The sequence below is a fragment of the Nocardia sp. NPDC050717 genome (assembly GCF_040654275.1).
Lineage (GTDB): Bacteria > Actinomycetota > Actinomycetes > Mycobacteriales > Mycobacteriaceae > Nocardia.
The window spans coordinates 945,177-969,975 of the sequence record NZ_JBFAHR010000001.1 but is presented as its reverse complement, the minus strand read 5'-3'; the positions used below and the strand labels follow the sequence as shown (position 1 = coordinate 969,975).

Genomic DNA, 24,799 nt, shown 5'->3' with positions numbered 1-24,799 from the left:
TGCCGGTGGTCGCCACCGAACCCGGCTGGATCCGCCGGCTCTGGCGGCTGAGCCTGGCGTATCCGCGCCTGCTCGCCGGCATCCTCGCCTCGGTGCTCGCCGGTGCCGCGGTGTCGATCGCGGCGCCGCTGGCCACCAAACGCGCTGTCGACGCGGCCGTCGCCGGGGACACCGGCGTGATCGGCACCGCCGCCGCGCTGTTGGCGTTGCTCGCCGTCGGCCGGTTCTTCGTCTCCTTCGCGCGCAGGCTGTGGGCGGGCAAGCTGTCCCTGGAGGTCCAGCACAGCCTGCGGGTCGCGCTGCTGGCCGCGCTGCAGCGCCTCGACGGCGCCGGACAGGACGCCATCCGCACCGGGCAGGTCGTCTCGCGCTCGATCACCGACCTGCAATTGGTGCAGGGCCTGCTGGCGATGGTGCCGTGGTCGGGGCTGGCGGTGCTGCAGTTCGTGCTGTCGGCGGTGGTGATGGTGTGGCTGAGCCCGCCGCTGGCGCTGGCCGCGCTGCTCGTCGCGCCGGCGATGGCCGTGGTGGTGCTGCGGATGCGGCCGCGGCTGTACGCGGCGACCTGGTCCGCCCAGCAGCGCGCGGCCGACCTGGCCGAACATGTCGAACAGACCGTCACCGGGGTGCGGGTGGTGAAGGGCTTCGGGCAGGAGGCCCGGATGGTCGACGTGCTCGAGGACCACAGCCGCCGCCTGTTCGCCGAGCGCCTGCGCGCGGCGCGGATCAACGCCGGGTTCGCCCCGGTCGTCTCGGCGCTGCCGCAGGCCGGACTGGTCGCGGTGATCATCGTCGGCGGCGTGCTGGCCAGGAACGGCGCGATCGGTGTCGGCACCTTCCTCGCCTTCACCGCCTACCTCGCCACCATGACGTCCTCCGCGCGCACGATCACCTCGGTGGTGATCATGGGTCAGCTCACCAAGGCCGCGGTCGACCGCGTCTTCCAGGTGGTCGATGCCGCTCCCGAACTCGTCGATCCCGACCAGCCGGTCGAGCTCCCCGCGGGCCCGCTCGGCATCGAATTCGACGCGGTGAGTTTCGGCTTCGACCCGGACCAACCCGTCCTGCGCGATCTCGACCTGACCGTGCGGCCGGGGGAAACCGTCGCCGTCATCGGACCGGCGGGCTCCGGCAAGTCGACGCTCTCGCTGCTGCTCCCGCGCTTCTACGCGCCCGACGCGGGGCGGATCGGTCTCGTCGGCGCCGACGGCACCCGCGTCGACCTGGCCGACCTGCGCGCCGACGACCTGCGCGGCGCACTCGGCGTGGTCTTCGACGACCCGTTCCTGTTCTCCGACACCATCGCCGCCAATATCGCGCTCGGCAGGCCGGAGGCCACCGACGCCGAGATCGCGGCGGCCGCGGCCGCCGCGGCCGCCGACGAGTTCATCACCGCGCTGCCCGACGGATACGACACCGTCGTCGGTGAGCGCGGGCTCACCCTGTCCGGCGGGCAGCGTCAGCGGATCGCCCTGGCCAGGGTGCTGCTGACCAGGCCGCGCGTGCTCGTCCTCGACGACGCCACCTCCGCCGTCGACGCCGTCACCGAGGCCGAGATCTTCCGCAGGCTGCCCGACCCCGGCGGCCGGACGACCGTGATCCTGGCCCACCGCGAATCGACGCTGGCCCAAGCCGACCGCGTCATCCGGCTGCCCGCGCCCGCCGGCTCGGCCGTGCCCGCCGCGCCGTCGCTCACCAAGCGCCCGGCCGAGGCCGGCCGCCCCAGGTCGATGGCGGCGGCCTCCACCGATCTGAGCGAGACCCCCGAACTCCGCGCCGCCGTCGACGCGCTGCCGCCCGCCACCGAGCAGCCCGGCCTGCCCGGTGACCTGCGCGCACCGCAACCCGACTTCGGCCTGCGCGCGCTGCTGCGCCCGGTCCGCGGCCTGGTGTGGGCGGTGGTGCTGCTGCTCGCGGTCGACGCGCTCATCGGCGTCGCCTTCCCACCGCTGGTCCGCTACGCCATCGACACCGGCGTCACCGCGGGCGACGGCACCGCGCTGGCGGTAGCGGGCGCGCTCGGCATCGGGCTGGTGCTGGCCGGGCTGGCGGTGGGCGCCGCGGTCACCGTGCTCACCGCGCGCACCGGCGAACGGGTGCTGTTCGGGCTGCGGGTCCGCAGCTACGCGCACCTGCAGCGGCTCGGTCTGGATTTCTACGAGCGCGAGCTGTCCGGCCGGATCATGACCAGGATGACCACCGACGTCGACGCCCTGTCGACCTTCCTGCAGACCGGGGTCGCGACGGGTCTGGTCGGTCTGATCACCCTGGTCGGCGTCGCCGTCGGGCTGGTCTTCATCGATGCCGGGCTCGCGCTGGTCGTGCTGGCGACCGTGCCGCCGATGCTGCTGGCCACGCTGGCCTTCCGCCGGGTGTCCTCGGTGGCCTACTCGGTTTCGCGGGAGCGGGTCTCCGCGGTCAACGCCGACTTCCAGGAGAACATCGCGGGCCTGCGCGCGGTGCAGGCCGCCCGCAACGAGCCGACCGCGGCGCGGCGCTTCACCGAGTACTCGCACCGCTACCGCGATGCCCGCATCCGTGCCCAGCGCGCGATCGCGGCCTATTTCTCCTTCGGGCTCGCCTGGGCCGACCTGGCGCTGGCGGTGGTGGTCTATCTCGGGGCCAATGCCGTGGCCGACGGCCGGACGACCGCGGGCACGCTCGTCGCCTTCGTGCTGTACCTGGGTCTGCTGTTCGGTCCGATCCAGGAGCTCTCCCAGGTCTTCGACGGCTACCAGCAGGCCAGGGTCGGCCTGCGCCGCATCGGTGAGCTGCTGCGGACGGAGTCCTCGATCGCGCCGGACGCGCCCGACGCGGTGCCGGTCGACCGGTTCGACGGCGCGGTCGTCTTCGACGACGTCGTCTTCCGCTACCCGGGCGCGGCGAGTCCGGCGCTCGACGGCGTCTCGTTCACCGTCCCCGCCGGTGCGACGCTGGCGCTCGTCGGCGAGACCGGGGCGGGCAAGTCGACGATCGTGAAGCTGCTGGCCCGTCTCTACGACCTGCCCGACGATCCGGCGGCCGGGTCGATCAGGGTCGACGGGGTCGATATTCGTAAATTTCCGCTCACCGACTACCGGCGGCGGCTGGGAATTGTGCCGCAGGAAGCTCACTTGTTCACCGGCGACGTCGCCAGCAACATCGCATTCGGGCAACCTTTCGCCACACCGGCGCAGATCGACGCGGCCGCGCAGAACGTGGGCGCGGCCGAGATGATCGCTGGATTACCGCAAAAAACAAACCAACCAGTCGGCGAACGGGGGCGCGGATTATCGGCCGGGCAACGTCAGCTGATCGCGCTGGCCCGCGCCGAACTCGTCGACCCCGACCTGCTGTTACTCGACGAGGCGACCTCCACCCTCGACCCGGATGCCGAGGCGTCGGTGCTGGTAGCGAGCCGATCGCTGGCGCGCGGCCGGACCACGATCGTGGTCGCGCACCGGCTCGCCACGGCGGCGCGCGCCGAGCTGATCGGCGTCGTCGAGCAGGGCCGGATCGTGGAATTCGGGACGCATCAGGAACTCCTCGCCGCCGGCGGACGTTACGCGCGACTCTGGTCGGCGGCGCGGAAACAGGAGGGAATATTCTCGCCCGGTGACCGGGCTGCTACGCGGAGATCGGGTCAGTAGCAGCGCCACTATGCCCCTGGGCATATGCTCGGTGAGGGCGCATCGGCAGCCATCCGCTGATACCCCTGCCGGGCACGTCACAAACGTCGCAGCGCGAAGAACGAAATGAGGCGAACACCAGCTGTGAGCAGCTCAACTTCCCAGTTCGGACAGAACCAGTGGCTAGTCGACGAGATGTATCAGAAGTTCAAACAGGACCCGTCCTCGGTCGACGCGAGTTGGCACGAGTTCCTCGCGGATTACACCCCGGAGGCGAGCGCCGAATCCGGTAACAGCCAGCCTCCGGCCGCCGCCCCGGCCCCCGCGGCCGCGGCCCCCGCGGCGCCCAAGGTGACCGCGCAGCCGAAGGTTGCCCCGGCTCCCGCGCCGGCCCCGGCTCCCGCGCCGGCCCCGGCCGCCAAGCCCGCGCCCGCGACCACGCGCACCCCGCAGACCACGCCTGCACCGGTGTCCAACGCACCGGCCACCGCGCCCAAGGCCGCCGCCGTCGCCACCGCCGACGAGTCCAAGGTGCTGCGCGGCCCCGCCGCCGCCATCGCGAAGAACATGTCGGCCTCGCTGACCATCCCCACCGCCACCTCGGTGCGCGCGATCCCGGCCAAGCTGATGATCGACAACCGCCTGGTGATCAACAACCACCTGGCCCGCACCCGCGGCGGCAAGATCTCGTTCACCCACCTGCTCGGCTACGCGATCGTGCAGGCGGTCAAGGCGTTCCCGAACATGAACCGCCACTTCGCCGAGGTCGACGGCAAGCCCAACGCGGTCACCCCCGCGCACACCAACCTGGGCCTGGCCATCGACCTCGCGGGCAAGGACGGCAACCGCTCCCTCGTCGTCGCCGCCATCAAGGGCACCGAGGACATGAGCTTCGGCCAGTTCCACTCCGCCTACGAGGACATCGTGCGCCGCGCCCGCGAGGGCAAGCTCGGCGCCGACGACTTCGCCGGCGTGACGATCTCGCTGACCAACCCCGGCACCATCGGCACCGTCCACTCGGTGCCGCGCCTGATGCCCGGCCAGGGCGCGATCATCGGCGCGGGCGCGATGGAGTACCCGGCCGAGTTCCAGGGCATGAGCGACGAGCGCCTCGCCGACATCGGCGTCGGCAAGCTGATGACGCTCACCTCGACCTACGACCACCGCATCATCCAGGGCGCCGAGTCGGGCGACTTCCTGCGCACCATCCACAACCTGCTGATCTCCGACGAGTTCTACGACGAGATCTTCCACGGTCTCGGCGTGCCGTACGAGCCGGTGCGCTGGCGCAAGGACATCGCCGAGCGCGGTGTCGACAAGAGCGCCCGCGTGCTCGAGATGATCGCGGCCTACCGCAACCGCGGTCACCTGATGGCCGACACCGATCCGCTGCGCCTGGTCAAGGACAAGTTCCGCAGCCACCCCGACCTCGATGTCACCCAGCACGGCCTGACGCTGTGGGACCTCGACCGCACCTTCAACGTCGCGGGCTTCCACGGCCAGGAGCGCATGAAGCTGCGCGACGTGCTGTCGATCCTGCGCGACGCCTACTGCCGCCACGTCGGTGTGGAGTACACCCACATCCTCGACGTCGAGCAGCTGCAGTGGATCCAGGACCGGGTCGAGCAGAAGCACGTCAAGCCGACGGTCGCCCAGCAGAAGTACATCCTGAACCGGCTCAACGCGGCCGAGGCGTTCGAGACCTTCCTGCAGACCAAGTACGTCGGTCAGAAGCGGTTCTCGCTCGAGGGCGCCGAAGCCGTCATCCCGATGATGGACGCCACCATCGACCAGTGCGCCGAGCACAACCTCGACGAGGTCGTCATCGGCATGCCGCACCGCGGTCGCCTCAATGTGCTGGCCAACATCGTCGGCAAGCCCTACTCGAAGATCTTCACCGAGTTCGAGGGCAACATGAACCCGGCGGCCACGCACGGCTCCGGTGACGTGAAGTACCACCTCGGCGCCGAGGGCCAGTACCTGCAGATGTTCGGCGACAACGAGATCGCCGTCTCGCTCACCGCCAACCCCTCGCACCTCGAGGCGGTCGACCCGGTGCTCGAGGGTCTGGTGCGCGCCAAGCAGGATCTGCTCGACAAGGGCGACGGCCCCGAGGGCTTCTCGGTCATGCCGCTGATGCTGCACGGTGACGCCGCGTTCGCGGGCCAGGGTGTGGTCGCGGAGACGCTGAACCTGAGCGGCCTGCGCGGTTACCGCGTCGGCGGCACGATCCACATCGTGGTGAACAACCAGATCGGCTTCACCACGGCGCCGGAGAACAGCCGCTCCACCGAGTACTCCACCGACATCGCGAAGTTCATCGGCGCGCCGATCTTCCACGTCAACGGTGACGACCCGGAGGCCTGCGACTGGGTCGCGCGCCTGGCGGTCGACTTCCGGCAGAAGTTCCGCAAGGACGTCGTCATCGACCTCGTCTGCTACCGCCGCCGCGGCCACAACGAGGGCGACGACCCCTCGATGACCCAGCCGGAGATGTACGACGTCATCGACACCAAGCGGTCGGTGCGTAAGGCCTACACCGAATCGCTGATCGGTCGTGGCGACATCTCCATGAAGGAGGCCGAGGACGCGCTGCGCGACTACCAGGGTCAGCTGGAGCGCGTGTTCAACGAGGTCCGCGAGCTGGAGAAGTACGTTCCGGAGCCGTCGGAGTCCGTCGAGGACGACCAGAAGGTCCCCGCCACCGTGCAGACCGCGGTCGACAAGTCGGTCCTGCAGCGCATCGGCGACGCCTTCAACACCCCGCCGGACGGCTTCAACGTGCACCCGCGCGTCAAGCCGGTGCTGGAGAAGCGCCGCGAGATGGCCTACGAGGGCAAGGTCGACTGGGCCTTCGCCGAGCTGCTGGCCTTCGGCACGCTGATCGACCAGGGCCACGACGTGCGCCTGACCGGTCAGGACTCGCGCCGCGGCACCTTCACCCAGCGGCACGCGGTGATCATCGACCGCCTCAACGCCAACGAGTACACCCCGCTGCACAACATCGGCTCGGAGAAGCCCGGTTGGTTCGCGGTGCACGACTCCGCGCTGAGCGAGTACGCCGCGGTCGGCTTCGAGTACGGCTACTCCCTGGGCAACCCGAACGCGCTGGTCCTCTGGGAGGCCCAGTTCGGTGACTTCGTCAACGGCGCGCAGTCGATCATCGACGAGTTCATCTCCTCGGGCGAGGCCAAGTGGGGCCAGCTCTCCGACGTGGTGCTGCTGCTGCCGCACGGCCACGAGGGTCAGGGTCCCGACCACACCTCCGGCCGGATCGAGCGGTTCCTGCAGCTGTGCGCCGAGGGCTCGATGACCGTCGCGGTGCCGTCCACCCCGGCCAACTACTTCCACCTGCTGCGCAGGCACGCGCTCGACGGTATCCGTCGTCCGCTGATCGTCTTCACCCCGAAGTCGATGCTGCGCAACAAAGCCGTGGTGTCCGACATCAAGGACTTCACCGAGTCGAAGTTCCGCTCGGTGTTCGACGAGCCCACCTACGAGCAGGGCATCGGCGACACCGCCAAGGTCAAGCGCATCCTGCTGACCTCGGGCAAGCTCTACTACGAGCTGGCCGCGGAGAAGGCCAAGCACAAGCGCGAGGACGTGGCGATCGTCCGGATCGAACAGCTGTACCCGATCCCGACGTACCGCCTCAACGAGGCACTGGCCAAGTACCCCAACGCGACCGACATCGCGTGGGTCCAGGAGGAGCCCGCCAACCAGGGCGCCTGGCCGTTCTTCGGCCTCAACCTCCCCGATGTCCTCCCCGACCGCCTGGGCAAGCTGCGCCGCATCTCCCGCCGCGCCATGTCGGCCCCCTCCTCGGGTTCGTCGAAGGTGCACGCCGTGGAACAGGCCGAGATCATCGCCGAAGCCTTCGAGCCGACCGCGTAATCTCTTCCCGCACAACGCCCGACGCCGGGTGGATCACACGATCCACCCGGCGTCGGCCGTTTCCGCCGGCTTTCGGGTAGGCCGCGCCGAGAAGTCGCGGTAAGGTGGGCTGGCATGAATCATCTTGGGGGAAAGTAGTTTTCGTCGTCATTCGAGACGTTGAACAGCACCCTGTCGACATGCCACGGACAAGATGTGACAACCCTGGCCGCATTCGGCTCGGGTCTGGCCACCGCCGGGACCCAGTACCTGACATCGGATACAACCACGGCGAACGCGATTTCCGCAGTGAGTGACGGCGCGGCGGCGAGCGTCCCCGGCGGCCCCGGGACGGTGAACAGATTCGCCGGACTCAACTGCCGACACTCACGGCGACCGAGGATGCCCAGCTCACGGTTCGCCAGTTGGTGACCAGCAGCATCGAGGCCCTGTCGCCCTATGACGACAACCTGCGCGAGGCGATCGGCATCAAACCTGCCGCGGACTACCTGACCCCGCTCGCCGCGGACTGGGAGATGCCGCGGACTGGGAGATACTGCAACCACACGGAAATCGGGTCTGCCAACTCGGTATCAACGACTTCGTGTCGGCTCAGAACCTCTCCGGTGGACTCAGCTGGCTGCAGTCCACCTGGTCCGGGACGGCGGCCGAGGCTTTCGCGTCGAGCGCGACCACTCTCAGGCAAGCGATGTCGACGCGCAGTGACGACCTGGACGCGGTGTCGAAGATCGTCCGAAACGGCGGCGCCTACCTCGAGCGCCTGGTCTACAACCAGGCGGTGGGGCTCAGCAGCGCCCTCACGCAGCCGATGACCTTTCTGGACATCACGCTGCCGTTGTCGCATTGGGCATTGATGATCAACGGACCGATGCGCGAGTCGTTCCGAACAGAAATCGCTGCCGCCGTCGACGCGATGAAGACATCCGCGAAGACGAGAAGGAATGCGATAACCACAGCGGTGGAGCGGATCTCCCAAGCGATGGATTACTCGCCCGGTCGGGCGAGCCCGACGTACAACCCGAACGAGTTCGAGATCCCGGACAAGGTGGCTGCCGACGTGGGGACGCGGCGATACGGGCTCGACAACAACGTGTGGTGGGAGCACCAATCCGCCATGCTCCACTGGAGTGGATCGCTGTGAGCCGGGTCTTGCGTCAGCGCATCGTCTCGGGCGCTCCCACGTGCCTGCTGGCATGGCTGGTCGTCGGCTGTTCCGGAGGTGACTTCGACGACTTGCAGAACCTGGCTTCGTGCGGGGAGTTCGTGTTTCCGGAGGAAGCGAAGGTGATCTGGTTTCACGAGAACACGACGTTCGGTGACTCGCTGCTGGACGCGGTGGTCGAGATATCCGCGAGTGCGGTTCCGGAATTCAAGCAGCGGTCGCAGCTGAACGAGTTCGCACCGGGGGTGCCCAAGTACTGGCGTCAGACGTGGAGTGACATCGGCGAGGCGCAGTCGCTGGCGCAGGATGCCGGGAACGAACACCTGGTTGAGCTGAACCAGAGCCCGACCAGGTGGGTCGTCATCCACGATTCCGGCGAGAAGAGGCAGCTCTTCCTCCGGGCGGGATGCTGAGAGGTCTCGAGACACGCTGTGGCGGGGGTGGATCCGGTCCGGATCCACCCCCGCGATCTTTGCTACGCGTTCAGGGTCATCCAGGCCTTGCCCGAGAGTTGTTCCAGGTCATGGTGGTTGGGGTAGGTGTCGGAGGTGGCGACGATCGTCGCTTCGACGCGGCCGGGGCCGGGGGCCATGCCCATGCCGGTGATCACGCCGTCGGGGGCGTGTTCGACGACGCCGTTGCCGTCGACCTTGTGGGACTGGCCGTTGGCGACGCCGGTGTCGAGGTTCTTCCACCGGACCGAGACGCGATAGCCCTCACAACTCTGGCCGGTCTGGACGATCTTCACCCGCACCCCGAGCTGCCCCGCCTGGGGCTGGGGCACCGTCTCCGCGTTGATGATGGCCGCGCAGCCGATGCCCGGTGTCCTGGCGAGGGTCGGGTTGAACTGGACGACTTGGTCGGACGGCAAGGCCGCCGCTGGACTGCTGAACCCGACGAGCGCGGCAACGGCCGCTGCGGCGGCCACCCCGACCTGAACCGAAACCCGTTGTCCTTGTGTGCTTTTCAGACTCATGCTCCGGATTTCGCGACTCGCCCGGAGATCGTTAACCACCGTAATGGTCTCAATGCGGCAACGGGGTCGTGGAGACCTGGGTCACAGAGTTCTCTCAACCGTGCGGCACACTTCTCACACGGTCGGCGAGTAACCTCCGCCGGGACTCTCGGATCTGGAGGCACAAGTGAGCGGACGTAACGGATTCCTGTTGCTCGGCGGGATCTCGTCGGTCGGCGCGGGGGCGGTGCACTTCCTCGCCGCCGGAATGCACACCGACCACGCCACACTGGCGCGCCTGATGGTCGTGCTCGCGGCGATCCAGTGCGCCACCGGGCTGGCGGTGCTGCTGAGCGAGCGCAAGGCCATCGCGTGGGCGCTGGTCGCGGTGAACGCGTTCGCGGTGGCGGTCTGGGCATTCACCCGTTTCGCCGACGTCTCGCTGGTCACCGCCCTGACCGCGGAGGCGCCCGGTGTCGCCGACACCGCCTGCGCCGCCCTCGGCGCGCTGGCGGTGATCGCCGCGGGCGTCGCGCTGCTGCGTCCCGGCGCCACCCTGCCACCCCTGCGGTCCGGGATCGCGGCGGGCGCGGTCGGTGTGCTCGCACTGGCGGCGATGCTCAACGGCGTCGGGCACGTGCACAGTCACGGCGGCGACGAGCACGCGGCGGACGGCGGTCACTCGCATGCCGGGGGCGACGATCATGCCGACACGGGCGACGCCTGGCCACGGCCTTTCGACCCCACGCAGCCGATCGACGTCGCCGGCGTCCCCGGCGTCACCGCCGAGCAGCAGCAGCGCGCGACCGCCCTGATCCGGACCACCCTCGACAAGCTGCCCGCGTTCGCCGATGTCAGCACCATCGGCGCGCTCGGCTTCCGCTCGATCGGCGACGCCGCCACCGGCTACGAGCACTACATCAACACCGGCTACATCCGCGACGACAGCTTCCTCGACGCCACCCGCCCGGAGTCACTGGTCTACCGGGTCAACGGGCAGAACCGCACCCTGGTCTCGGCCATGTACATCGCGAAGGGCAAGAAGATCGACGACCCCGCGCTCACCGACTACGCCGGTTCACTGATGCAGTGGCACGTCCACGACAACCTGTGCTGGAAGGCCGGCGACAACGGCCCGCAGGTCGCGGGAGTCACCGACGCGCAGGGCAACTGCCCGCCGAACTCGATCAATCCCGGGTCGGGCAATCCGATGGTGCACGTCTGGATCGCCCCGCACGAATGCGGCCCGTTCGCGGCGCTGGAAGGCCACGGCGCCGGGCAGACGGCCACCGACGGTCGGCGCACCGACACGTGCGGCCACAGCCACGGTGGCGGACACAAGTAACGGCATACGGCCCGGACGCCGCCGTGCCGGGAGGCTCAGCTCGGCCGCACCCAGCGACGCAACGCATCGATCGTCGTCTCCGGAGAGGTGTTGAAGCAGAATCGGATTCCCGGCACCAGCTCGGCGGTGACGTTGATCAGCCGCTCGAACAGCAGCGTGTGCTCGGGTGCCATCCGCACGCCGGCGCCGATCATCGCGACACGGAATCCCCCGCCCGCCACACACGCACGCAGCTGTGTCTCCGCCGCGTCGGGGTCGGCGGGCAGCTGACAGCTGACGAGGTCGAACCCGGCTGCCCGCAAGGCGGTTTCGCCCGCGGCGATGCGGGCGGTCAGGGTCGCCTCGTCGAGCCCTGGATAGCGGGAGTAGTCGACGGCGCTGGGGTGCAGGCCGATCGATAGCACCGTGTTCGGATTCTGTTCTGCCACTGTGTCCTCCATTCTCATCAGCGATACGGCGATGCCCACGCTCGCGAGCAGCGCCGCGAGCAGGAAGCCTGCCTTCACCACGGTGCGGCGCCCGCGCGGTCGAAGAAGCCGCCGCTCGGCCCGTCACGGTCGACGGTCGCCATCGCCACGATCGCATCGGTGCCCTCGGTGACGGTCTGGAATCCACTGTGCCCGTTGAGGTCGGTCGCGGTGTAGCCGGGATCGACGGCATTGACCTTCATGGTGTCGAGCTCGCTCGCGTACATGACGGTGAGCATGTTCAGCGCCGCTTTGGTGCTCGGATAGCCGAGGGCCGGTGGCAGCAGGCCGGCCCACTTCGGATCGGTGATGGTCGCGATCGAGCCGATGCCGCTGGAGACCATCACGATCCGCGGCTGCTCCGACAACCGGAGCAGCGGCAGGAACGCGTTGGTCACCCGGATCGGGCCGAAGACGTTGGTCTCGAACACCTCGCGCAGGTCGTCGGGCCCGGTGCCGCTCGGTGCCGTGCGCGGGCCCCCGATACCCGCGTTGTTGATCAGGACATCGAGGCGGCCCCCCTCGGCGCGCACGCTGGCCGCGGCGGCGGCGACGGAGCCGTCGGAGGTCACGTCCAGCGCGACGAAGCGGACATCGAGCCCGGCCGCGGCGAAATCGGCGGCCGCCGCCTCGCCCCGGCCCTTGTCGCGAGCGGCGAGAAATACCCGCCAGCCCGAGCCCGCGAGCCGGCGCACGGTTTCCCGGCCGAGTCCCTTGTTGCCCCCGGTCACCAGGGCGATCGTCTGTGTCATGCACCCAGGTTCGCGCTGAGCGCGGCTCCGCTCCAGTGCCGGTGTGGCATAGGACGGGCGGTACCAGGGCCTAGCGCGCGAGAACCGCCGGTTCGGAGCCGTCCCGCGCGGCGGCGACGCGAATGCCGCGCAGCAGCAGGAGCGCCGCGATCACCACCACCGGGCCCGGCGTCGGCTCGACGATGACGGCGCACACCACGCCCCAGCCGAGCACGGCCCACGCGAGGAACTCGGGCGGCACGATGCCGCGCCGGTCCATCCACACGATGAGCGCGCCGACCAGCAGCAGCGGCCAGCCGAAGCCGGCGGGGTTGGCCCAGAAGCTGTTGGCGGCGCGGGTGTCCTCCCACCAGTGACCCCAGAGCTCGAGGGTCAGCCACTCGTCGAAGGAGGACGCGCTGATCAGCAACCCGAGCGTGAGATGTCCACCGCCGATGATCGCCAGAATCCAGCCAGCCCACCGGATCATCCGCTGTCTGCCCTGCTCCATCATGAGCCCCTCACATCTATACGGAAGCGTATAACTCGCAGCGTACCGCTCATGTATACGAATGCGTATGGATGTGCGGGTATGGACTGCGCCACAGGGAGTGGGATCGGCGGTACCACCCCGGGCACGCGAACCTGCGGCACCATGGAGGACGTGGACAGAGCGGAATTGGCGACGGTGCTGCGCGGCGCGCGGTCCCGGCTCACCCCCGCCGACGCGGGGCTGCCCGCCGGCGCGCGCAGACAGGTGCCCGGGTTGCGGCGCGAGGAGGTCGCGAGCCTGGCGGGCGTGAGCGTCGACTACATCGTGCGCCTGGAGCAGGGGCGCGGGCCCAAGCCGTCGGATCAGGTTCTGGGCGCGCTGACCAGGGCGCTGCGGCTCACCGATGTCGATCGGGATCTGGTCTATCGGCTCGCCGGGTCCGAACCCCCGCTGGCAGGGCGGATTCCGCTGGTGATCCGCCCGAGCGTGCAGCGACTGCTGGACCGGCTGGCCGATCTGCCGGTCCTGGTCCTCTCCGCGAAATCCGACATCCTGGCCTGGAATCCCTTGTCGGCGGCGCTACTCGGTGATTTCTCGGCCATTCCGCCTGCGCGGCGCAACATCATGTGGCAGCGCTTCCTCGGCACGGGCATGGGCCGCGTCGTCATGACCCCCGAGGAGGCCGCCAGCAATGCCGCCGCCTGCGTCGGCTGCCTGCGCGCGGTCAAGGCGAACTATCCGGACGACCCCGACCTGACCCGCCTGATCACCGAACTACGCACCGGCAGCGAGGAATTCGAGTCCCACTGGCGCGCGGGCCGCTCCAGCGTAATGCACAGCCTCACCAAAACCATCGCCCACCCCGACCTGGGCACCCTCACCCTCGACTGCGACGCCATGCACGTCCCCGACACCGACCAGACCATCATCATCTACTCAGCACCCCCGAACACCCCCACCGCGACAGCCCTCGACCTCCTCCGCGTCACCGGCCTGGAATCCTTCGATCCGACCTAGCCGATCCACTCGCCTCATATTACGAATCATTGACATTAGCCCTGGACGAGTTCGGACATCGCGAGATTGATGACCGCCTTTTTGGTCGGTAGCCCGGTCAGGCGCAGGGCCTCGGCGAGTAACTCGTCCGGGATCTCCACCGTCGTCGCCATCGTGCCTCCATATTCCGGTTCCCCGATATTCAAAAGCGCCACGACGCCACCGTCGTCCACAACGACGCCGACTTCGTGACGATCGCGCGCGCCCTTCCCGAATTCCGCCAGCGACGAATCACGCCCAGCTGAATATCGGGTGATCTCGTTGCGGGCGCGGGATATGGTGCGTGCTTCGATGAGGGAGGAACCATGAGCGCACCGCGGACGACGACACTATGGCGGCCGACGGGGCCGACGGAGTTGGCGCTGGTCGCCGAATCCGGCTGGCGGACTTGGCCTTCGCGGTTGCCCGATCAGCCCATCTTCTATCCGGTGCTCAATGAGGCGTACGCGGTCTTGATCGCGCGGGACTGGAATGTCGCGGCGTCCGGGGCCGGGTATGTGACGCGGTTCGAGGTGCGCACGGACTTTCTCGACAACTACGAGGTCCAGCAGGCCGGTGGGCGCGAGATCCTCGAATATTGGATTCCCGCCGAGGATCTCGCGCAGTTCAACCGGAACATCGTCGGCACGATCGAGGTGGTGCGGCGGTTCCCGGAGGACGCGCCGGTGCCCGGCTGATCAGGCTCAGGAGGAGACGCCTGCTCCCTGTCCGTCGCGGAGGGCGGCGACCGCCCGCGCGGTCTCGGCCATCACCAGTTCGGCGTTGATCTGCGCACCGGCCATGGCGCCCGCCGCAGCCGCCGCGCCGACCTGTGCCGATGGGTCGGTGGCGTTGCCGGCGATCCAGACGCCGGGGACCGCGGTGCGGCCGGCCGGGTCGGCGGGGATGTGGTCGCCCATACCGGACGGGTGCGGCTCGGGGGTGAGGCCGAGGTCGGTGAGGAAGGTGGCGCGGGTATTCATGCGTGGAGCGACCACGAGGGCATCGCGGGCGATCGTGGTGCCGTCGGCGAGCCGGACACCGGACAACGCGCCCTCGGTGGACAGCACCTCGATCACCTCGCCGTCGACGATCGAGATACCCCGGGCCACCAGCTTTTCCGCGTCATCGGCCGACAGCGCGGGCGCGGTGTGGGTGAGGAACACGATGTCGTCGCTGAGCTGACTGAACAGCAGCGCCTGGTGCACCGACATCGGGCCGCCCGCCAGGATGGCGATGCGCTGGTCGCGCACCTCCCAGCCGTGGCAGTACGGGCAGTGCAGGACGCCGTGGCCCCATTGTTCGCGCAGGCCGGTGACGTCGGGGAGTTCGTCGGCGAGGCCGGTGGTGACGAGGATGCGGCGCGCGGTCACCGTGCGGCCGTCGTCCAGCGTCACCCGGAACTCCGGCGCAGAGGCGCGGACCGAGTCGATGGTCGGCACACCGTCGGCCCCGCGCCCGGTCCCGCCCGCGACCGACCCGGAGTCCGAATCAGTCTCGCCACCAACCGTTTCCGCGAGGTGCTCGACCGTGACGACGCGCCCCGACACCACATGCCCGCCATAGCCGCGCACCTCGGCACGTCCCCTCTCGAGCAGTTCCAGCGGCGGCATCCCCTCGCGCGCCAGCAATCCGTGCACCCCGTCGGCCGGTGCGTTGCGCGGCGACCCGGCATCGATCACGGCGACCGAGCGGCGGGAGCGGGCGAGCATGAGAGCCCCGTTCAGTCCGGCCGCCCCGCCGCCGAGCACCACCACATCGTAGGTTTCGTTCAACTCAGTCATCTCGACCTCCTTCGCGATCCACCCTGCGCCCCCAACCCGCGCAATGGCAACTTCCTTTGCCGATATGGCAAACTGTCCAGCATGGACGACCTCGAACAGGCACTCGACGCGGTCGGCCCCCGGCTGCGCACGCTGCGCAAACAGCGGCAGACCACCCTGGCCGACCTGGCGGCCGAGACCGGCATCTCGGTGAGCACCCTGTCGCGCCTGGAGTCCGGCGACCGCAAACCCACCCTCGAACTGCTGCTGCCCCTGGCCAAGGCGCACGGCGTGACCCTCGACGAACTCGTCGACGCCCCGCAGACCGGCGACCCCCGCATCCACCTGCGCCCGGTCACCCGATTCGGGATGACCATGCTCCCGCTCACCAAACGCGCGGGCGGCATCCAGGCCTTCAAAATGATCATCGCCCCCAACGCCCGCACCACCCCCGAGCCGAAGGTGCACGAGGGCTACGAATGGCTCTACGTCCTCAACGGCCGCCTGCGCCTGGTCCTCGGTGACAACGACATCGTCCTCACCCCCGGCGAGGCCGCCGAATTCGACACCCACGTCCCGCACTGGTTCGGCACCGCCGACGACAACCCCGTCGAATTCCTCAGCCTCTTCGGCAAACAGGGCGAACGAGCCCACCTGCGCGCCCGCCCCAAAGGCTCCGACTGAATCACCGATCCTGGGCTAGTATCGCTCTGAGATCCATGGGGGTGGGCCAATGTCAGTGCGATACACCATTATTCGAACCTGCCTTCGCAGGCCCGTATCCGGCGCGCCACCGCGTCGCCCGGCGGGCCGATCAGCCTCGGAGGCACTGTGAACAACGTAGCGGTCGACACATCCCGGCTCGCCGGATTCAAGCTCGACCTGCAGGACATCGCGGCGAACGCCTCGTCGAACGCCGCCCGCTTCAACTCCGCGATCGCCCTGCCGACCGGCGCGTCGGGACTGCTCGCGACTCTCGCGGCGCCGCTGGAGAAGTTCCGCGGCGCGCATTCCTCGGCGCTGCAAGCCGATACGACCACGATGGACACCCTCGGCACCGGTCTGTCCACCGCGGCGAGCTCCTACCAGTCGACGGACGACGGCACCGCCGCGGCACTCGCGGCGACCACCGACTCCGCCGCGGGCACGTCCGGACCGACCGGCACGACCCGGTACGGCGGCATGCAACTACCCAGCCTGCCCGAGGTCGCCGACGACCAGTTCACCCTGAAACAGCTGGTGACCTCGACCATCGCGCAGCTGTCGCCCTACGACGAGCCGCTGAGCGTCGCGCTGGGCGTCAAGCCCACCGAGGAGTACCTCACGCCGCTGCTCGGCGACTGGGAATCACTCGAGACCATCGGCAGACGAATCGCCATGCTGGGCACCAATGATTATGTCGCCGCCCAGAACGTCAGCAACGGATCGAACTGGCTGACGTCGGACTGGTCCGGCGAGGCGGCTCAGTCGTTTGCCGCCACATCGAGCACACTCGGGCAAACGATGAGCGTGCGCAGCACCGACCTGGAGAGTACGGCGAAGATCGTGGAGAACGGCGCCTTATGTTTGGCGCGGCTCGTCTATAACCAGGTTATGGATCTCACGGGTCGGATTCTAAGTAGCGTTGCCTACCAGGACGCGTCGTTCCCGCTCGGTGCCTGGGCCAGACAGATCAACAACCCGATGCCCGCTGGACTCAAGACCCAGATCAGCATGGAGGCAGATGAATTGAAGGTGGCCGCCGATGCTCGCAGTGACGCGATCACCAGTGTGATCGACAGACTGTCGGCCGCCTTGGACTATTCGCAGGGACGTACCGCCCCTGTCTACAACGTAGGCGATTTCGAAGTTCCCGAGAAGGTGGAGGCAGCCCCGGGTTCGAGAAGGTACGGCATCGGGAACACCGTGTGGTGGGAGGACGGCAACGACATCCGGGCCTGAGACCGCCGACTATCAGGATCGGACACCTCTAAAGCAAGTGATATCTCCACGAGACCTAGGACTCAGATGGCACCACAAATCCCTCCGATGCCTCCACCACCAGCCACAGATCCTGGAGCCGGAGTGCACGGCTCACAACGCATTCTCAGCAGGCTCGACGACCTGATGTACTTCCGTTTCGCATGGGATGCGCAGTTGGCCGCCGATTTTGCTGGGCTGCACAATGCAGCTCGGGGGATGCGCCACTATCTCGGAAACCGCGGTGATGACATGTGGATCAACCCCACATTGGTCATGCAGGATGTTCCCAGCGTGAAAGCCCACGTCGACAAAGTCGTCACTACCGCAATAACGAGACTCGCCAACAACCCGGCCAATCACAACAAATCGATGGAGTTCACCTCCGATTGGGTCGATTACGCGATCCCACAGGACGAAAGCCAGGACTGGTTCCTCGGCATGGCCGCCGTCGAGGTATCTGTAACCGGGATCGTCACCATCTCACAATCGAACGCCAGCCAACCTCATATAGCAATGCAATACATGGTGCACATGTTCGACAGGTACAACTGGGATGGTGACAAAAGTACCGTAATTGCCGGGGTCACTGTCACCGATGCACAGCTTGGTTCGCTCCACACAGCCGGGCTGGCCAAGGAATTCAACCAATTCGGCTCATCAACGATATACACATTTGAGGGAGAACTTCCCCAGGAGGGGAGCCTGAACCTTCCTCCGAGCAGGTAGTACCGTCAGACACGCATGACCTCACGGAAGGACGGCGATGGCACATCGCGCAAGAACAATCCGATCCGGGTTCGCGGCTATCGCAATTGCAGCAGTCGTCGGCACAACCGGTTGCAGCTGGGTCGACCATCGGACACCTGCCGACGGAGCAGACGCACCACAGGGCGCCGCTTTGACACAGGCGGCCCTCGATTTCGGCGACTGGCATCTACCACCAGACGCAAAAGTTCTGCTCGCCCGGGACGACTATCACCGCGATCCGAATTACAAACTTGCAGTTGAGGTCTCACCCGACGGCTTGACTAGGATGCTGAACGAGTCCAACTTCTCCACACTATTCAACGAAGGCTTCCCGGTGTACAACGATGAAACTATCGCGGGGCCACCGCTTTCGACTTCTCCGCACGTCAAGGAGGCCCAGGACATCTTCGTATCAAAGGAAGGCGATTCGATGATTCGGGCAGTCGTCGTCGACGAGCGCACACCCGAACTCCGCATCGTGCACATAGAGTTCCGCGGGCAGTAGCCGCGGAACTCAGCCCTGCAGAGCGGCGATGAGAGCCGGGCTCAGGGCGAGCGCCGGGAGCGATTCGACCAGCAGGTCGACCAATTGCTCACGGGTGATGGGCTTTTCGGTCATCCAGGTGAGGATGGTCTCCTCGACGAAGGCGATCCAGCCGCGGATGGCGAGGGTGAGGCGGGCGAGGTCGGGGTCGTCGGGGGGCAGCGGGAGTTCGCTGACGATGAGATCGGCGATGGCGGCGCGGGTTTCGTTGACGTAGCCGACCATGTCGGGGGTGACGCTGGCGGGGCCGCGCAGCACCGAGCGATAGGACGCCGAGTGCTCGGTGGCGTAGTCGACGAAACGCTCGATCGAATCGCGCAGCATGTCGAACAGCGACAGTTCGCGGTTGGGCATGACGGCGTGGAAGAACTCGGTGCTCACGTGGCGGGCGATCGCCTCGTGGAACTCCTGCTTGGACGCGAAATAGTGGAACAGCAGCCCACGCGAGATGCCCGCCTGCTTGGCGATGTCGTCGACCGAGACCTCTTCGAGCGGCCGTTCGGCCAGCATCTCGGCGCCGAGGTGGATCAGCTGCAGCCGCCGCTCCTCGGGGCTGAGCCGGACCCGCTTGGTCGCTCCCGAACTCCTGATACTCACATCGACCATCCTAGCCACTACTGAACCCTGCTCAATAGCTGTTGACTCCGTCTCAATAGCGACGTAGTCTGGGTTACATGAGTCGCAAGGTTACAGACAAAGCTGTCGAAAACCGCGCCGCGCGCCACTTCGAGACGATCATCGTCGGCAGCGGGTTCGCGGGCCTCGGTATGGCCATCCGCCTGCATCAGCAGGGTCGCGATGATTTCCTCGTCCTCGAGCGCGGCAGCGATGTCGGCGGCACCTGGCGGGACAACACCTACCCCGGCGCCGCCTGCGACGTGCCCTCGCACCTGTACTCGTACTCCTTCGCGCTGAACCCGGACTGGTCGCGCTCGTTCTCCAAGCAGGGCGAGATCCAGGCCTACATCCGCAAGGTCGCCGAGCAGAACGACGTGCTCGACAAGCACCTGTTCGACTGCGACGTGCTCGGCATGCGCTGGAACGCCGAGACCAACCGCTGGGACATCACCACCAGCAAGGGCGACTTCACCGCCCACACCGTCGTGTCCGCGGTGGGCGCGCTGTGCGAGCCCTCGCTGCCCGACATCAAGGGCATCAACGACTTCGCGGGCGACATCTTCCACTCGGCCCGCTGGGACCACGATGTCGAACTCGCAGGCAAGCGCGTCGCGGTGATCGGCACCGGCGCCTCGGCCATCCAGATCGTGCCCGCCATCGCGGGCGAGGTCGCCCACCTCGACCTGTACCAGCGCACCGCGCCGTGGCTGCTGCCCCGCATGGACCGCCCGTACCTGCTGCCGGAGCGCCTGGCGTTCAAGTACCTCCCCGGCGTGCAGCGCCTGTCCCGCGCGGCCATCTACGCCGCCCGCGAGACCCAGGTCGTCGGCCTGGCCAAGTACCCCGCGCTGATGAAGATCTTCGAGGCCATCTCGCGCGGCAAGCTGCTCGCCGAGGTCCGCGACCCGGTCAAGCGCGCCAAGGTGACCCCGAACTACCGCATCGGCTGCAAGCGCATGCTGATCTCGAACGAGTACTACCCGGCGATCGACCGCGACAACGTCGAGGTGGTCACCGACGGGATCGCCGAGGTCAAGGCCGGTTCGATCGTGACGAAGGACGGCACGGAGCGCGAGATCGACGCGCTGATCGTGGCGACCGGCTTCCACGTCACCGACTCCCCCGCGTTCGAGACGATCGTCGGCCGCACCGGCCAGACCCTGTCCGAGCAGTTCGACGAGGTCGGCCAGCGTGGCTACAAGGGCTCGGCCATCGAGAACTTCCCGAACATGTTCTTCCTGCTCGGCCCGAACGTCGGCCTCGGCCACACCTCGATGGTGTACATGATCGAGTCGCAGATCAACTACGTCGCCGACGCGCTGGCCACCATCGAGGCGAAGCGCCTGCAGACCGTCGAGGTCAGCCCCGAGGCGGTGCGCGTGTACAACCGCGAGCTGCAGGAGAAGATGGCGAGCAGCGTCTGGATGAACGGCGGCTGCGCCAGCTGGTACCTGGACAAGCACGGCAACAACACCACGCTGTGGCCGGACTTCACCTTCCAGTTCCGTAGGCTGACCAAGAATTTCGACGTCGCGGCCTACAACACGACCTCCTCGACCGACTCCGACACCGAACTGAAAGTGGTGGCAGCACAGTGAGCAAAGATGCTTACTTCACGAACAAGGTCTGTGTGATCACGGGCGCGGGCTCCGGCATCGGTCGCGCGCTGGCCGAGAACCTGGCTCGCCGTGGCGCCAAGCTGGCGCTGTCCGACATCGACGCCGAGGGCCTGGCCGAGACCGTGCGCATCGTCGAGAGGCTCGGCGCGCAGGTGAAGGCGGATCGGCTCAATGTCGCCGAGCGCGAGGCGTTCCTGCTCTACGCCGACTCGGTGAAGGCGCATTTCGGTGTCGTGCACCAGATCTACAACAACGCGGGCATCGCCTACCACGGTGACGTGGTCAAGACCGATTTCAAAGACATCGAACGCATCATGGATGTCGACTTCTGGGGTGTCGTCAACGGCACCAAGGCGTTCCTGCCGATGCTGATCGAGTCCGGTGACGGCCACGTCGTCAACGTGTCGAGCCTGTTCGGCCTGGTCACCGTGCCCGGCCAGGCGGCCTACAACTCGGCCAAGTTCGCCGTGCGCGGCTTCACCGAGGCGCTGTACCAGGAGATGAAGATCTCGAAGGCGCCGGTCAAGGTGACCTGCGTGCACCCGGGCGGCATCAAGACCGCGGTGGCCCGCAACGCCACCTACGCCGAGGGCATCGACGGCGCCAACACCGCCTCGCTGTTCGACAAGTACCTGGCGATCCACAGCCCGGAGATGGCCGCGCAGACCATCACCGAGGGGGTGCGCAAGGGTCACGCGCGCGTGCTGATCGGCTGGGAGGCCAAGGTGCTCGACGTGAGCGTGCGCTTCCTCGCCTCGGGCTACAACCGGATCTCGGCCGTGGTCAACGGCCGCTTCATGCCGCACTGAGATTCGGGAAACGCCATGCGCGAGTTCAAGATTCCGCTGCCGGTCGCCCGCGTGCTGCTCGACCCGATCTTCCGGGTCACGCTGAACGCGCGGCTGCCGTTGGCCGTGCAGCGCGCCCTGCTCGACGCGGCCTCCCTGATGCAGCTGGTGCCCGACGGTTCCGTCGTGCAACACCTGCAGCTGGGCGGCCGCCCGGCCGAGCGCGTGATCGCCGAGACGGCCATCCCCGGTTCGCGTACCGGGGCCGTACCGCCGGAGCGCGCCGCGGGCGCGGTGCTGTACCTGCACGGCGGCGGCTATGTGGTCGGCTCGCTGACCACGCACCGGTCGCTGGTGGCCCGGCTGGCCAGGGAGACCGCCTGCGCGGTGTACTCGCTGGACTACCGGCTGGCGCCGGAGCATCCGTTCCCGGCCGGCCTCGACGACGCCGAGGCCGCGTTCCTGGATCTGGTGCACAACGTCGGCTACCGGCCCGAGCAGATCAGCCTGGCCGGTGACTCGGCGGGCGGCGGACTCGCGCTCGCGCTGGCCCAGCGCCTGATCGAACGACATGCCATGACCCCGGCCGCACTGGGGCTCATCGCGCCCTGGGTCGACCCGACACAGGTGCCGGCCAAGTCGCGCGATCTGGTGATCAACCGGGCCTGGTCGCAGGCGTGCGCCGCGCACTACCTCGGCGACGCCGCCGCGACCGAACCGGGCTACGCCCCGCTCACGGGGAACCTGATCGGGCTGCCTCCCACCTACGTCCAGGTCGATGTGAGCGAACTTTTACACGATCAGTGCCGGCGACTCGTCGCGGCGCTGCGTGGCGCCGGCGTGCACGTGCGCTTCACCGAAACCCGCGGCCTGTGGCATGTCGCGCAACTGCAAGCCGCGCTGGTCACCGAGGCCGCGCTGGCACTCAGCGAACTCGCGGAATTCCTGCGAGAAGCAATACAGCCGGTATCGATCGACGATTTACGATAAGGCCTGGTGAAGGTCATTTCGGGCGGCGATATCGCGACCCGCGCGAACGTGTCGTAGATTACTGGCGAGTAGAACCCACTGGAAGGGCACTGATGCGAGAGTTCGAAGTTCCGGCTTCCTACACCATCCCGGACAACGCGAACAATTCCGACAACGTCTTCCGCTTCGGCGAGGAGTCACCGAACACGGTCTTGTTCAACGTCCCGAACGGCAGCGGCGGCTGGAACGACGTCACGGCGAAGGAGTTCGCGAAGGCCGTCACCGGCGTCGCCAAGGGCCTCATCGCCAGCGGCGTCGAGCTGGGCGACCGGGTCGCGATCATGGCGGCGACGCGGTACGAGTGGACGCTGCTCGACTTCGCGATCTGGGCCGCCGGTGGCGTCACCGTCGCGATCTACGACAGCTCGGCCGCCGAGCAGGCCAAGTGGATCCTGCAGGACTCCGAGACCAAGCTGCTGGTCGTCGAGAACGACAAGCACCGCGCCACCATCGAGGAGATCGAGGCCGGCTCGCTGCCCGCGCTCACCGAGACCCTGCAGATCGACAAGGGCGCGATCGAGGAGATCACCAAGCGCGGCGCCGACCTGGACGACTCGGTCGTGCACGATCGCCGCAAGCAGGTCGGCGCGGCCTCCCCGGCCACCCTGATCTACACCTCGGGCACCACCGGCAAGCCCAAGGGCGTGCAGCTCACCCACGCCAACCTGTGGGCCGAGTCGCGCTCGGGCGGCATCGAGCTGTCGGCGTTCGTCACCGAGGGCCAGAAGACCCTGCTGTTCCTGCCGCTGGCGCACGTGTTCGCCCGCGCGGTGGCGCTGATCGCCTTCGATTCCAAGGTGACCATCCGCCACTCCTCCGACTGGACGACCCTGGTCGAGCAGTTCGGTGAGTTCAAGCCGGACTTCATCCTCTCGGTGCCCCGCGTGTTCGAGAAGGTGTTCAACTCCGCCAAGCAGAAGGCGCACGACGGCGGCAAGGGCAAGATCTTCGACGCGGCCGCCGAGACCGCCATCGCCTACAGCGAGGCGCTCGAAAAGGGCGGACCGGATCTGATCCTGAAGCTCAAGCACTTCGTGTTCGACAAGCTGGTCTACAGCAAGCTGCGCGCCGCTCTCGGTGGGCAGTGCCTGGCCGCTGTCTCCGGTGGCGGCCCCCTCGGCGCGCGCCTGGGCCACTTCTTCCGTGGCGTCGGCGTCACCATCTACGAGGGCTACGGCCTGACCGAGACCACCGCCGCGTTCAGCGTGAACACCCCCCAGCACATCCGGGTGGGTTCGGTGGGCCGCCCGATCCAGGGCCACGCCGCCAAGATCGCCGACGACGGCGAGCTGCTGCTCAAGGGCTCGGTCGTGTTCGGCGGCTACTGGGGCAACGACGAGGCCACCGCCGAGGCGTTCGAGGACGGCTGGTTCAAGACCGGCGACCTCGGCGCGATCGACGCCGACGGCTTCATCACCATCACCGGCCGCAAGAAGGAGATCCTGGTCACCGCGGGCGGCAAGAACGTCTCTCCCGCCGTGCTCGAGGACTCCCTGCGCGCGCACCCGCTGATCAGCCAGGTCATGGTGGTCGGTGACGGTCAGCCGTTCATCGGCGCGCTCATCACCCTCGACCCGGAGGCACTGCCGGGTTGGAAGGAGCGCAACGGCGTCGCCGCCGACACCGCGATCGAGACCCTGATCGAGAACCCGGCGCTGGTCGCCGAGGTGCAGGCCGCGATCGACGAGACCAACAAGAAGGTCTCCAAGGCCGAGGCCATCAAGAAGATCCGCATCCTCCCGGTCGACTGGACCCAGGAGGGTGGCGAGCTCACCCCGAAGATGTCGCTCAAGCGCGCCGTCGTGATGAAGCAGTACGCGTCCGAGGTGGACAAGATCTACAGCTGATCGTCTGCTGAACTCCCGGAGGGCCGGTCGCGTGCGTACGCGACCGGCCCTCCGGCCGTTCGGGACCCGTTCGCGCCCGCCGGTAGGGTGTTGCGCGCGGGGCGGGACTCGAGGGAACCGATCGGGCCGGTGGCGCGTCCAAACAGATAGCGGTGGGGTTTCCGCCGGAGTTGGCAGGTAGGGAGAGCTGTG

22 protein-coding genes are annotated in these 24,799 nt (G+C 67.9%); 15 read left to right on the top strand and 7 right to left on the bottom strand.

Features of this window, described 5'->3' with window-relative positions; translation table 11 throughout:
* Positions 1 to 5: 5 nt before the first annotated feature.
* The 4 genes from AB0H56_RS04605 to AB0H56_RS04590 all read left to right on the top strand — a co-directional run bounded on the left by AB0H56_RS04605 (position 6) and on the right by AB0H56_RS04590 (position 9,077).
* Positions 6 to 3,629, top strand: a complete 3,624-nt coding sequence (locus tag AB0H56_RS04605; protein ID WP_357157061.1) for an ABC transporter ATP-binding protein — start codon at positions 6 to 8, stop codon at positions 3,627 to 3,629.
* A 105-nt stretch (positions 3,630 to 3,734) separates the two neighbouring features.
* A complete protein-coding gene (locus tag AB0H56_RS04600; protein WP_357157058.1) occupies positions 3,735 to 7,502 on the top strand; it encodes a multifunctional oxoglutarate decarboxylase/oxoglutarate dehydrogenase thiamine pyrophosphate-binding subunit/dihydrolipoyllysine-residue succinyltransferase subunit in 3,768 nt (1,255 codons plus the stop codon).
* A 583-nt stretch (positions 7,503 to 8,085) separates the two neighbouring features.
* Positions 8,086 to 8,643 carry a hypothetical protein gene (locus AB0H56_RS04595; protein WP_357157055.1) on the top strand — a complete coding sequence of 186 codons (558 nt, stop codon included), beginning with the start codon at positions 8,086 to 8,088 and terminating at the stop codon, positions 8,641 to 8,643.
* On the top strand, positions 8,640 to 9,077 hold the full coding sequence (locus AB0H56_RS04590; protein ID WP_357157052.1) for a hypothetical protein: 438 nt from the start codon (positions 8,640 to 8,642) through the stop codon (positions 9,075 to 9,077). The genes AB0H56_RS04595 and AB0H56_RS04590 overlap by 4 nt, the downstream gene beginning before the upstream one ends.
* Positions 9,078 to 9,139: 62 nt before the next feature.
* On the opposite strand, the gene AB0H56_RS04585 is transcribed toward AB0H56_RS04590, so the two are convergent.
* A complete protein-coding gene (locus tag AB0H56_RS04585; RefSeq protein ID WP_357157049.1) occupies positions 9,140 to 9,592 on the bottom strand; it encodes a hypothetical protein in 453 nt (150 codons plus the stop codon).
* Positions 9,593 to 9,806: 214 nt separating this feature from the next.
* On the opposite strand from AB0H56_RS04585, the gene AB0H56_RS04580 reads away from it, so the two are divergent.
* A complete protein-coding gene (locus AB0H56_RS04580) occupies positions 9,807 to 10,964 on the top strand; it encodes a hypothetical protein (protein WP_357157046.1) in 1,158 nt (385 codons plus the stop codon).
* Positions 10,965 to 10,999: 35 nt separating this feature from the next.
* Here AB0H56_RS04580 and AB0H56_RS04575 read toward each other — a convergent pair whose 3' ends face one another.
* From AB0H56_RS04575 to AB0H56_RS04565, 3 genes are all read right to left on the bottom strand, one after another.
* Positions 11,000 to 11,392, bottom strand: a complete 393-nt coding sequence (locus AB0H56_RS04575; protein ID WP_357157043.1) for a hypothetical protein — start codon at positions 11,390 to 11,392, stop codon at positions 11,000 to 11,002.
* 74 nt (positions 11,393 to 11,466) lie between these two features.
* Positions 11,467 to 12,183: an SDR family NAD(P)-dependent oxidoreductase gene (locus AB0H56_RS04570; RefSeq protein WP_357157040.1), complete on the bottom strand. Its 717-nt coding sequence runs from the start codon at positions 12,181 to 12,183 to the stop codon at positions 11,467 to 11,469.
* Positions 12,184 to 12,253: 70 nt separating this feature from the next.
* Entirely contained in the window at positions 12,254 to 12,673 is a 420-nt protein-coding gene (locus AB0H56_RS04565; RefSeq protein ID WP_357157037.1) for a DUF6463 family protein, read from the bottom strand.
* A gap of 144 nt (positions 12,674 to 12,817) precedes the next feature.
* Here AB0H56_RS04565 and AB0H56_RS04560 point away from each other — a divergent pair, with 144 nt between their 5' ends.
* Positions 12,818 to 13,672 (top strand): helix-turn-helix transcriptional regulator, encoded by an 855-nt coding sequence (locus AB0H56_RS04560; protein WP_357157034.1) that lies wholly within the window; start codon positions 12,818 to 12,820, stop codon positions 13,670 to 13,672.
* A 35-nt stretch (positions 13,673 to 13,707) separates the two neighbouring features.
* On the opposite strand, the gene AB0H56_RS04555 is transcribed toward AB0H56_RS04560, so the two are convergent.
* Positions 13,708 to 13,884, bottom strand: coding sequence for a type II toxin-antitoxin system VapB family antitoxin (locus tag AB0H56_RS04555; RefSeq protein ID WP_357157031.1), 177 nt, complete (start codon positions 13,882 to 13,884; stop codon positions 13,708 to 13,710).
* 183 nt (positions 13,885 to 14,067) lie between these two features.
* Between AB0H56_RS04555 and AB0H56_RS04550 the strand changes: the two genes are divergently transcribed.
* A complete protein-coding gene (locus tag AB0H56_RS04550; RefSeq protein WP_357157028.1) occupies positions 14,068 to 14,388 on the top strand; it encodes an ADP-ribosylation/crystallin J1 in 321 nt (106 codons plus the stop codon).
* 6 nt (positions 14,389 to 14,394) lie between these two features.
* Here AB0H56_RS04550 and AB0H56_RS04545 read toward each other — a convergent pair whose 3' ends face one another.
* Complete coding sequence (locus AB0H56_RS04545; protein WP_357157025.1) at positions 14,395 to 15,474, bottom strand: NAD(P)/FAD-dependent oxidoreductase; 1,080 nt, start codon at positions 15,472 to 15,474, stop codon at positions 14,395 to 14,397.
* An 81-nt stretch (positions 15,475 to 15,555) separates the two neighbouring features.
* Here AB0H56_RS04545 and AB0H56_RS04540 point away from each other — a divergent pair, with 81 nt between their 5' ends.
* The 4 genes from AB0H56_RS04540 to AB0H56_RS04525 all read left to right on the top strand — a co-directional run bounded on the left by AB0H56_RS04540 (position 15,556) and on the right by AB0H56_RS04525 (position 18,667).
* Entirely contained in the window at positions 15,556 to 16,137 is a 582-nt protein-coding gene (locus AB0H56_RS04540; protein WP_357157022.1) for an XRE family transcriptional regulator, read from the top strand.
* Between the two features lie 147 nt (positions 16,138 to 16,284).
* Positions 16,285 to 17,394, top strand: a complete 1,110-nt coding sequence (locus AB0H56_RS04535) for a hypothetical protein (protein ID WP_357157019.1) — start codon at positions 16,285 to 16,287, stop codon at positions 17,392 to 17,394.
* Between the two features lie 123 nt (positions 17,395 to 17,517).
* Positions 17,518 to 18,141 carry a hypothetical protein gene (locus AB0H56_RS04530; RefSeq protein WP_357157016.1) on the top strand — a complete coding sequence of 208 codons (624 nt, stop codon included), beginning with the start codon at positions 17,518 to 17,520 and terminating at the stop codon, positions 18,139 to 18,141.
* Between the two features lie 37 nt (positions 18,142 to 18,178).
* Complete coding sequence (locus tag AB0H56_RS04525; RefSeq protein WP_357157013.1) at positions 18,179 to 18,667, top strand: hypothetical protein; 489 nt, start codon at positions 18,179 to 18,181, stop codon at positions 18,665 to 18,667.
* A gap of 9 nt (positions 18,668 to 18,676) precedes the next feature.
* Here AB0H56_RS04525 and AB0H56_RS04520 read toward each other — a convergent pair whose 3' ends face one another.
* A complete protein-coding gene (locus AB0H56_RS04520) occupies positions 18,677 to 19,312 on the bottom strand; it encodes a TetR/AcrR family transcriptional regulator (protein ID WP_357157011.1) in 636 nt (211 codons plus the stop codon).
* Positions 19,313 to 19,380: 68 nt separating this feature from the next.
* Between AB0H56_RS04520 and AB0H56_RS04515 the strand changes: the two genes are divergently transcribed.
* The 4 genes from AB0H56_RS04515 (at position 19,381) to AB0H56_RS04500 (ending at position 24,607) form a co-directional block, all read left to right on the top strand.
* The gene (locus AB0H56_RS04515) at positions 19,381 to 20,922 is read left to right on the top strand and encodes an NAD(P)/FAD-dependent oxidoreductase (RefSeq protein ID WP_357157008.1); all 1,542 of its coding nucleotides are present in this window, start codon (positions 19,381 to 19,383) and stop codon (positions 20,920 to 20,922) included.
* Positions 20,919 to 21,752 (top strand): SDR family oxidoreductase, encoded by an 834-nt coding sequence (locus AB0H56_RS04510; protein ID WP_357157005.1) that lies wholly within the window; start codon positions 20,919 to 20,921, stop codon positions 21,750 to 21,752. The genes AB0H56_RS04515 and AB0H56_RS04510 overlap by 4 nt, the downstream gene beginning before the upstream one ends.
* A 15-nt stretch (positions 21,753 to 21,767) precedes the next feature.
* Complete coding sequence (locus AB0H56_RS04505; protein WP_357157002.1) at positions 21,768 to 22,721, top strand: alpha/beta hydrolase; 954 nt, start codon at positions 21,768 to 21,770, stop codon at positions 22,719 to 22,721.
* Positions 22,722 to 22,813: 92 nt separating this feature from the next.
* Positions 22,814 to 24,607 carry a long-chain fatty acid--CoA ligase gene (locus tag AB0H56_RS04500; protein ID WP_357156999.1) on the top strand — a complete coding sequence of 598 codons (1,794 nt, stop codon included), beginning with the start codon at positions 22,814 to 22,816 and terminating at the stop codon, positions 24,605 to 24,607.
* The last annotated feature ends 192 nt before the right edge of the window (positions 24,608 to 24,799 follow it).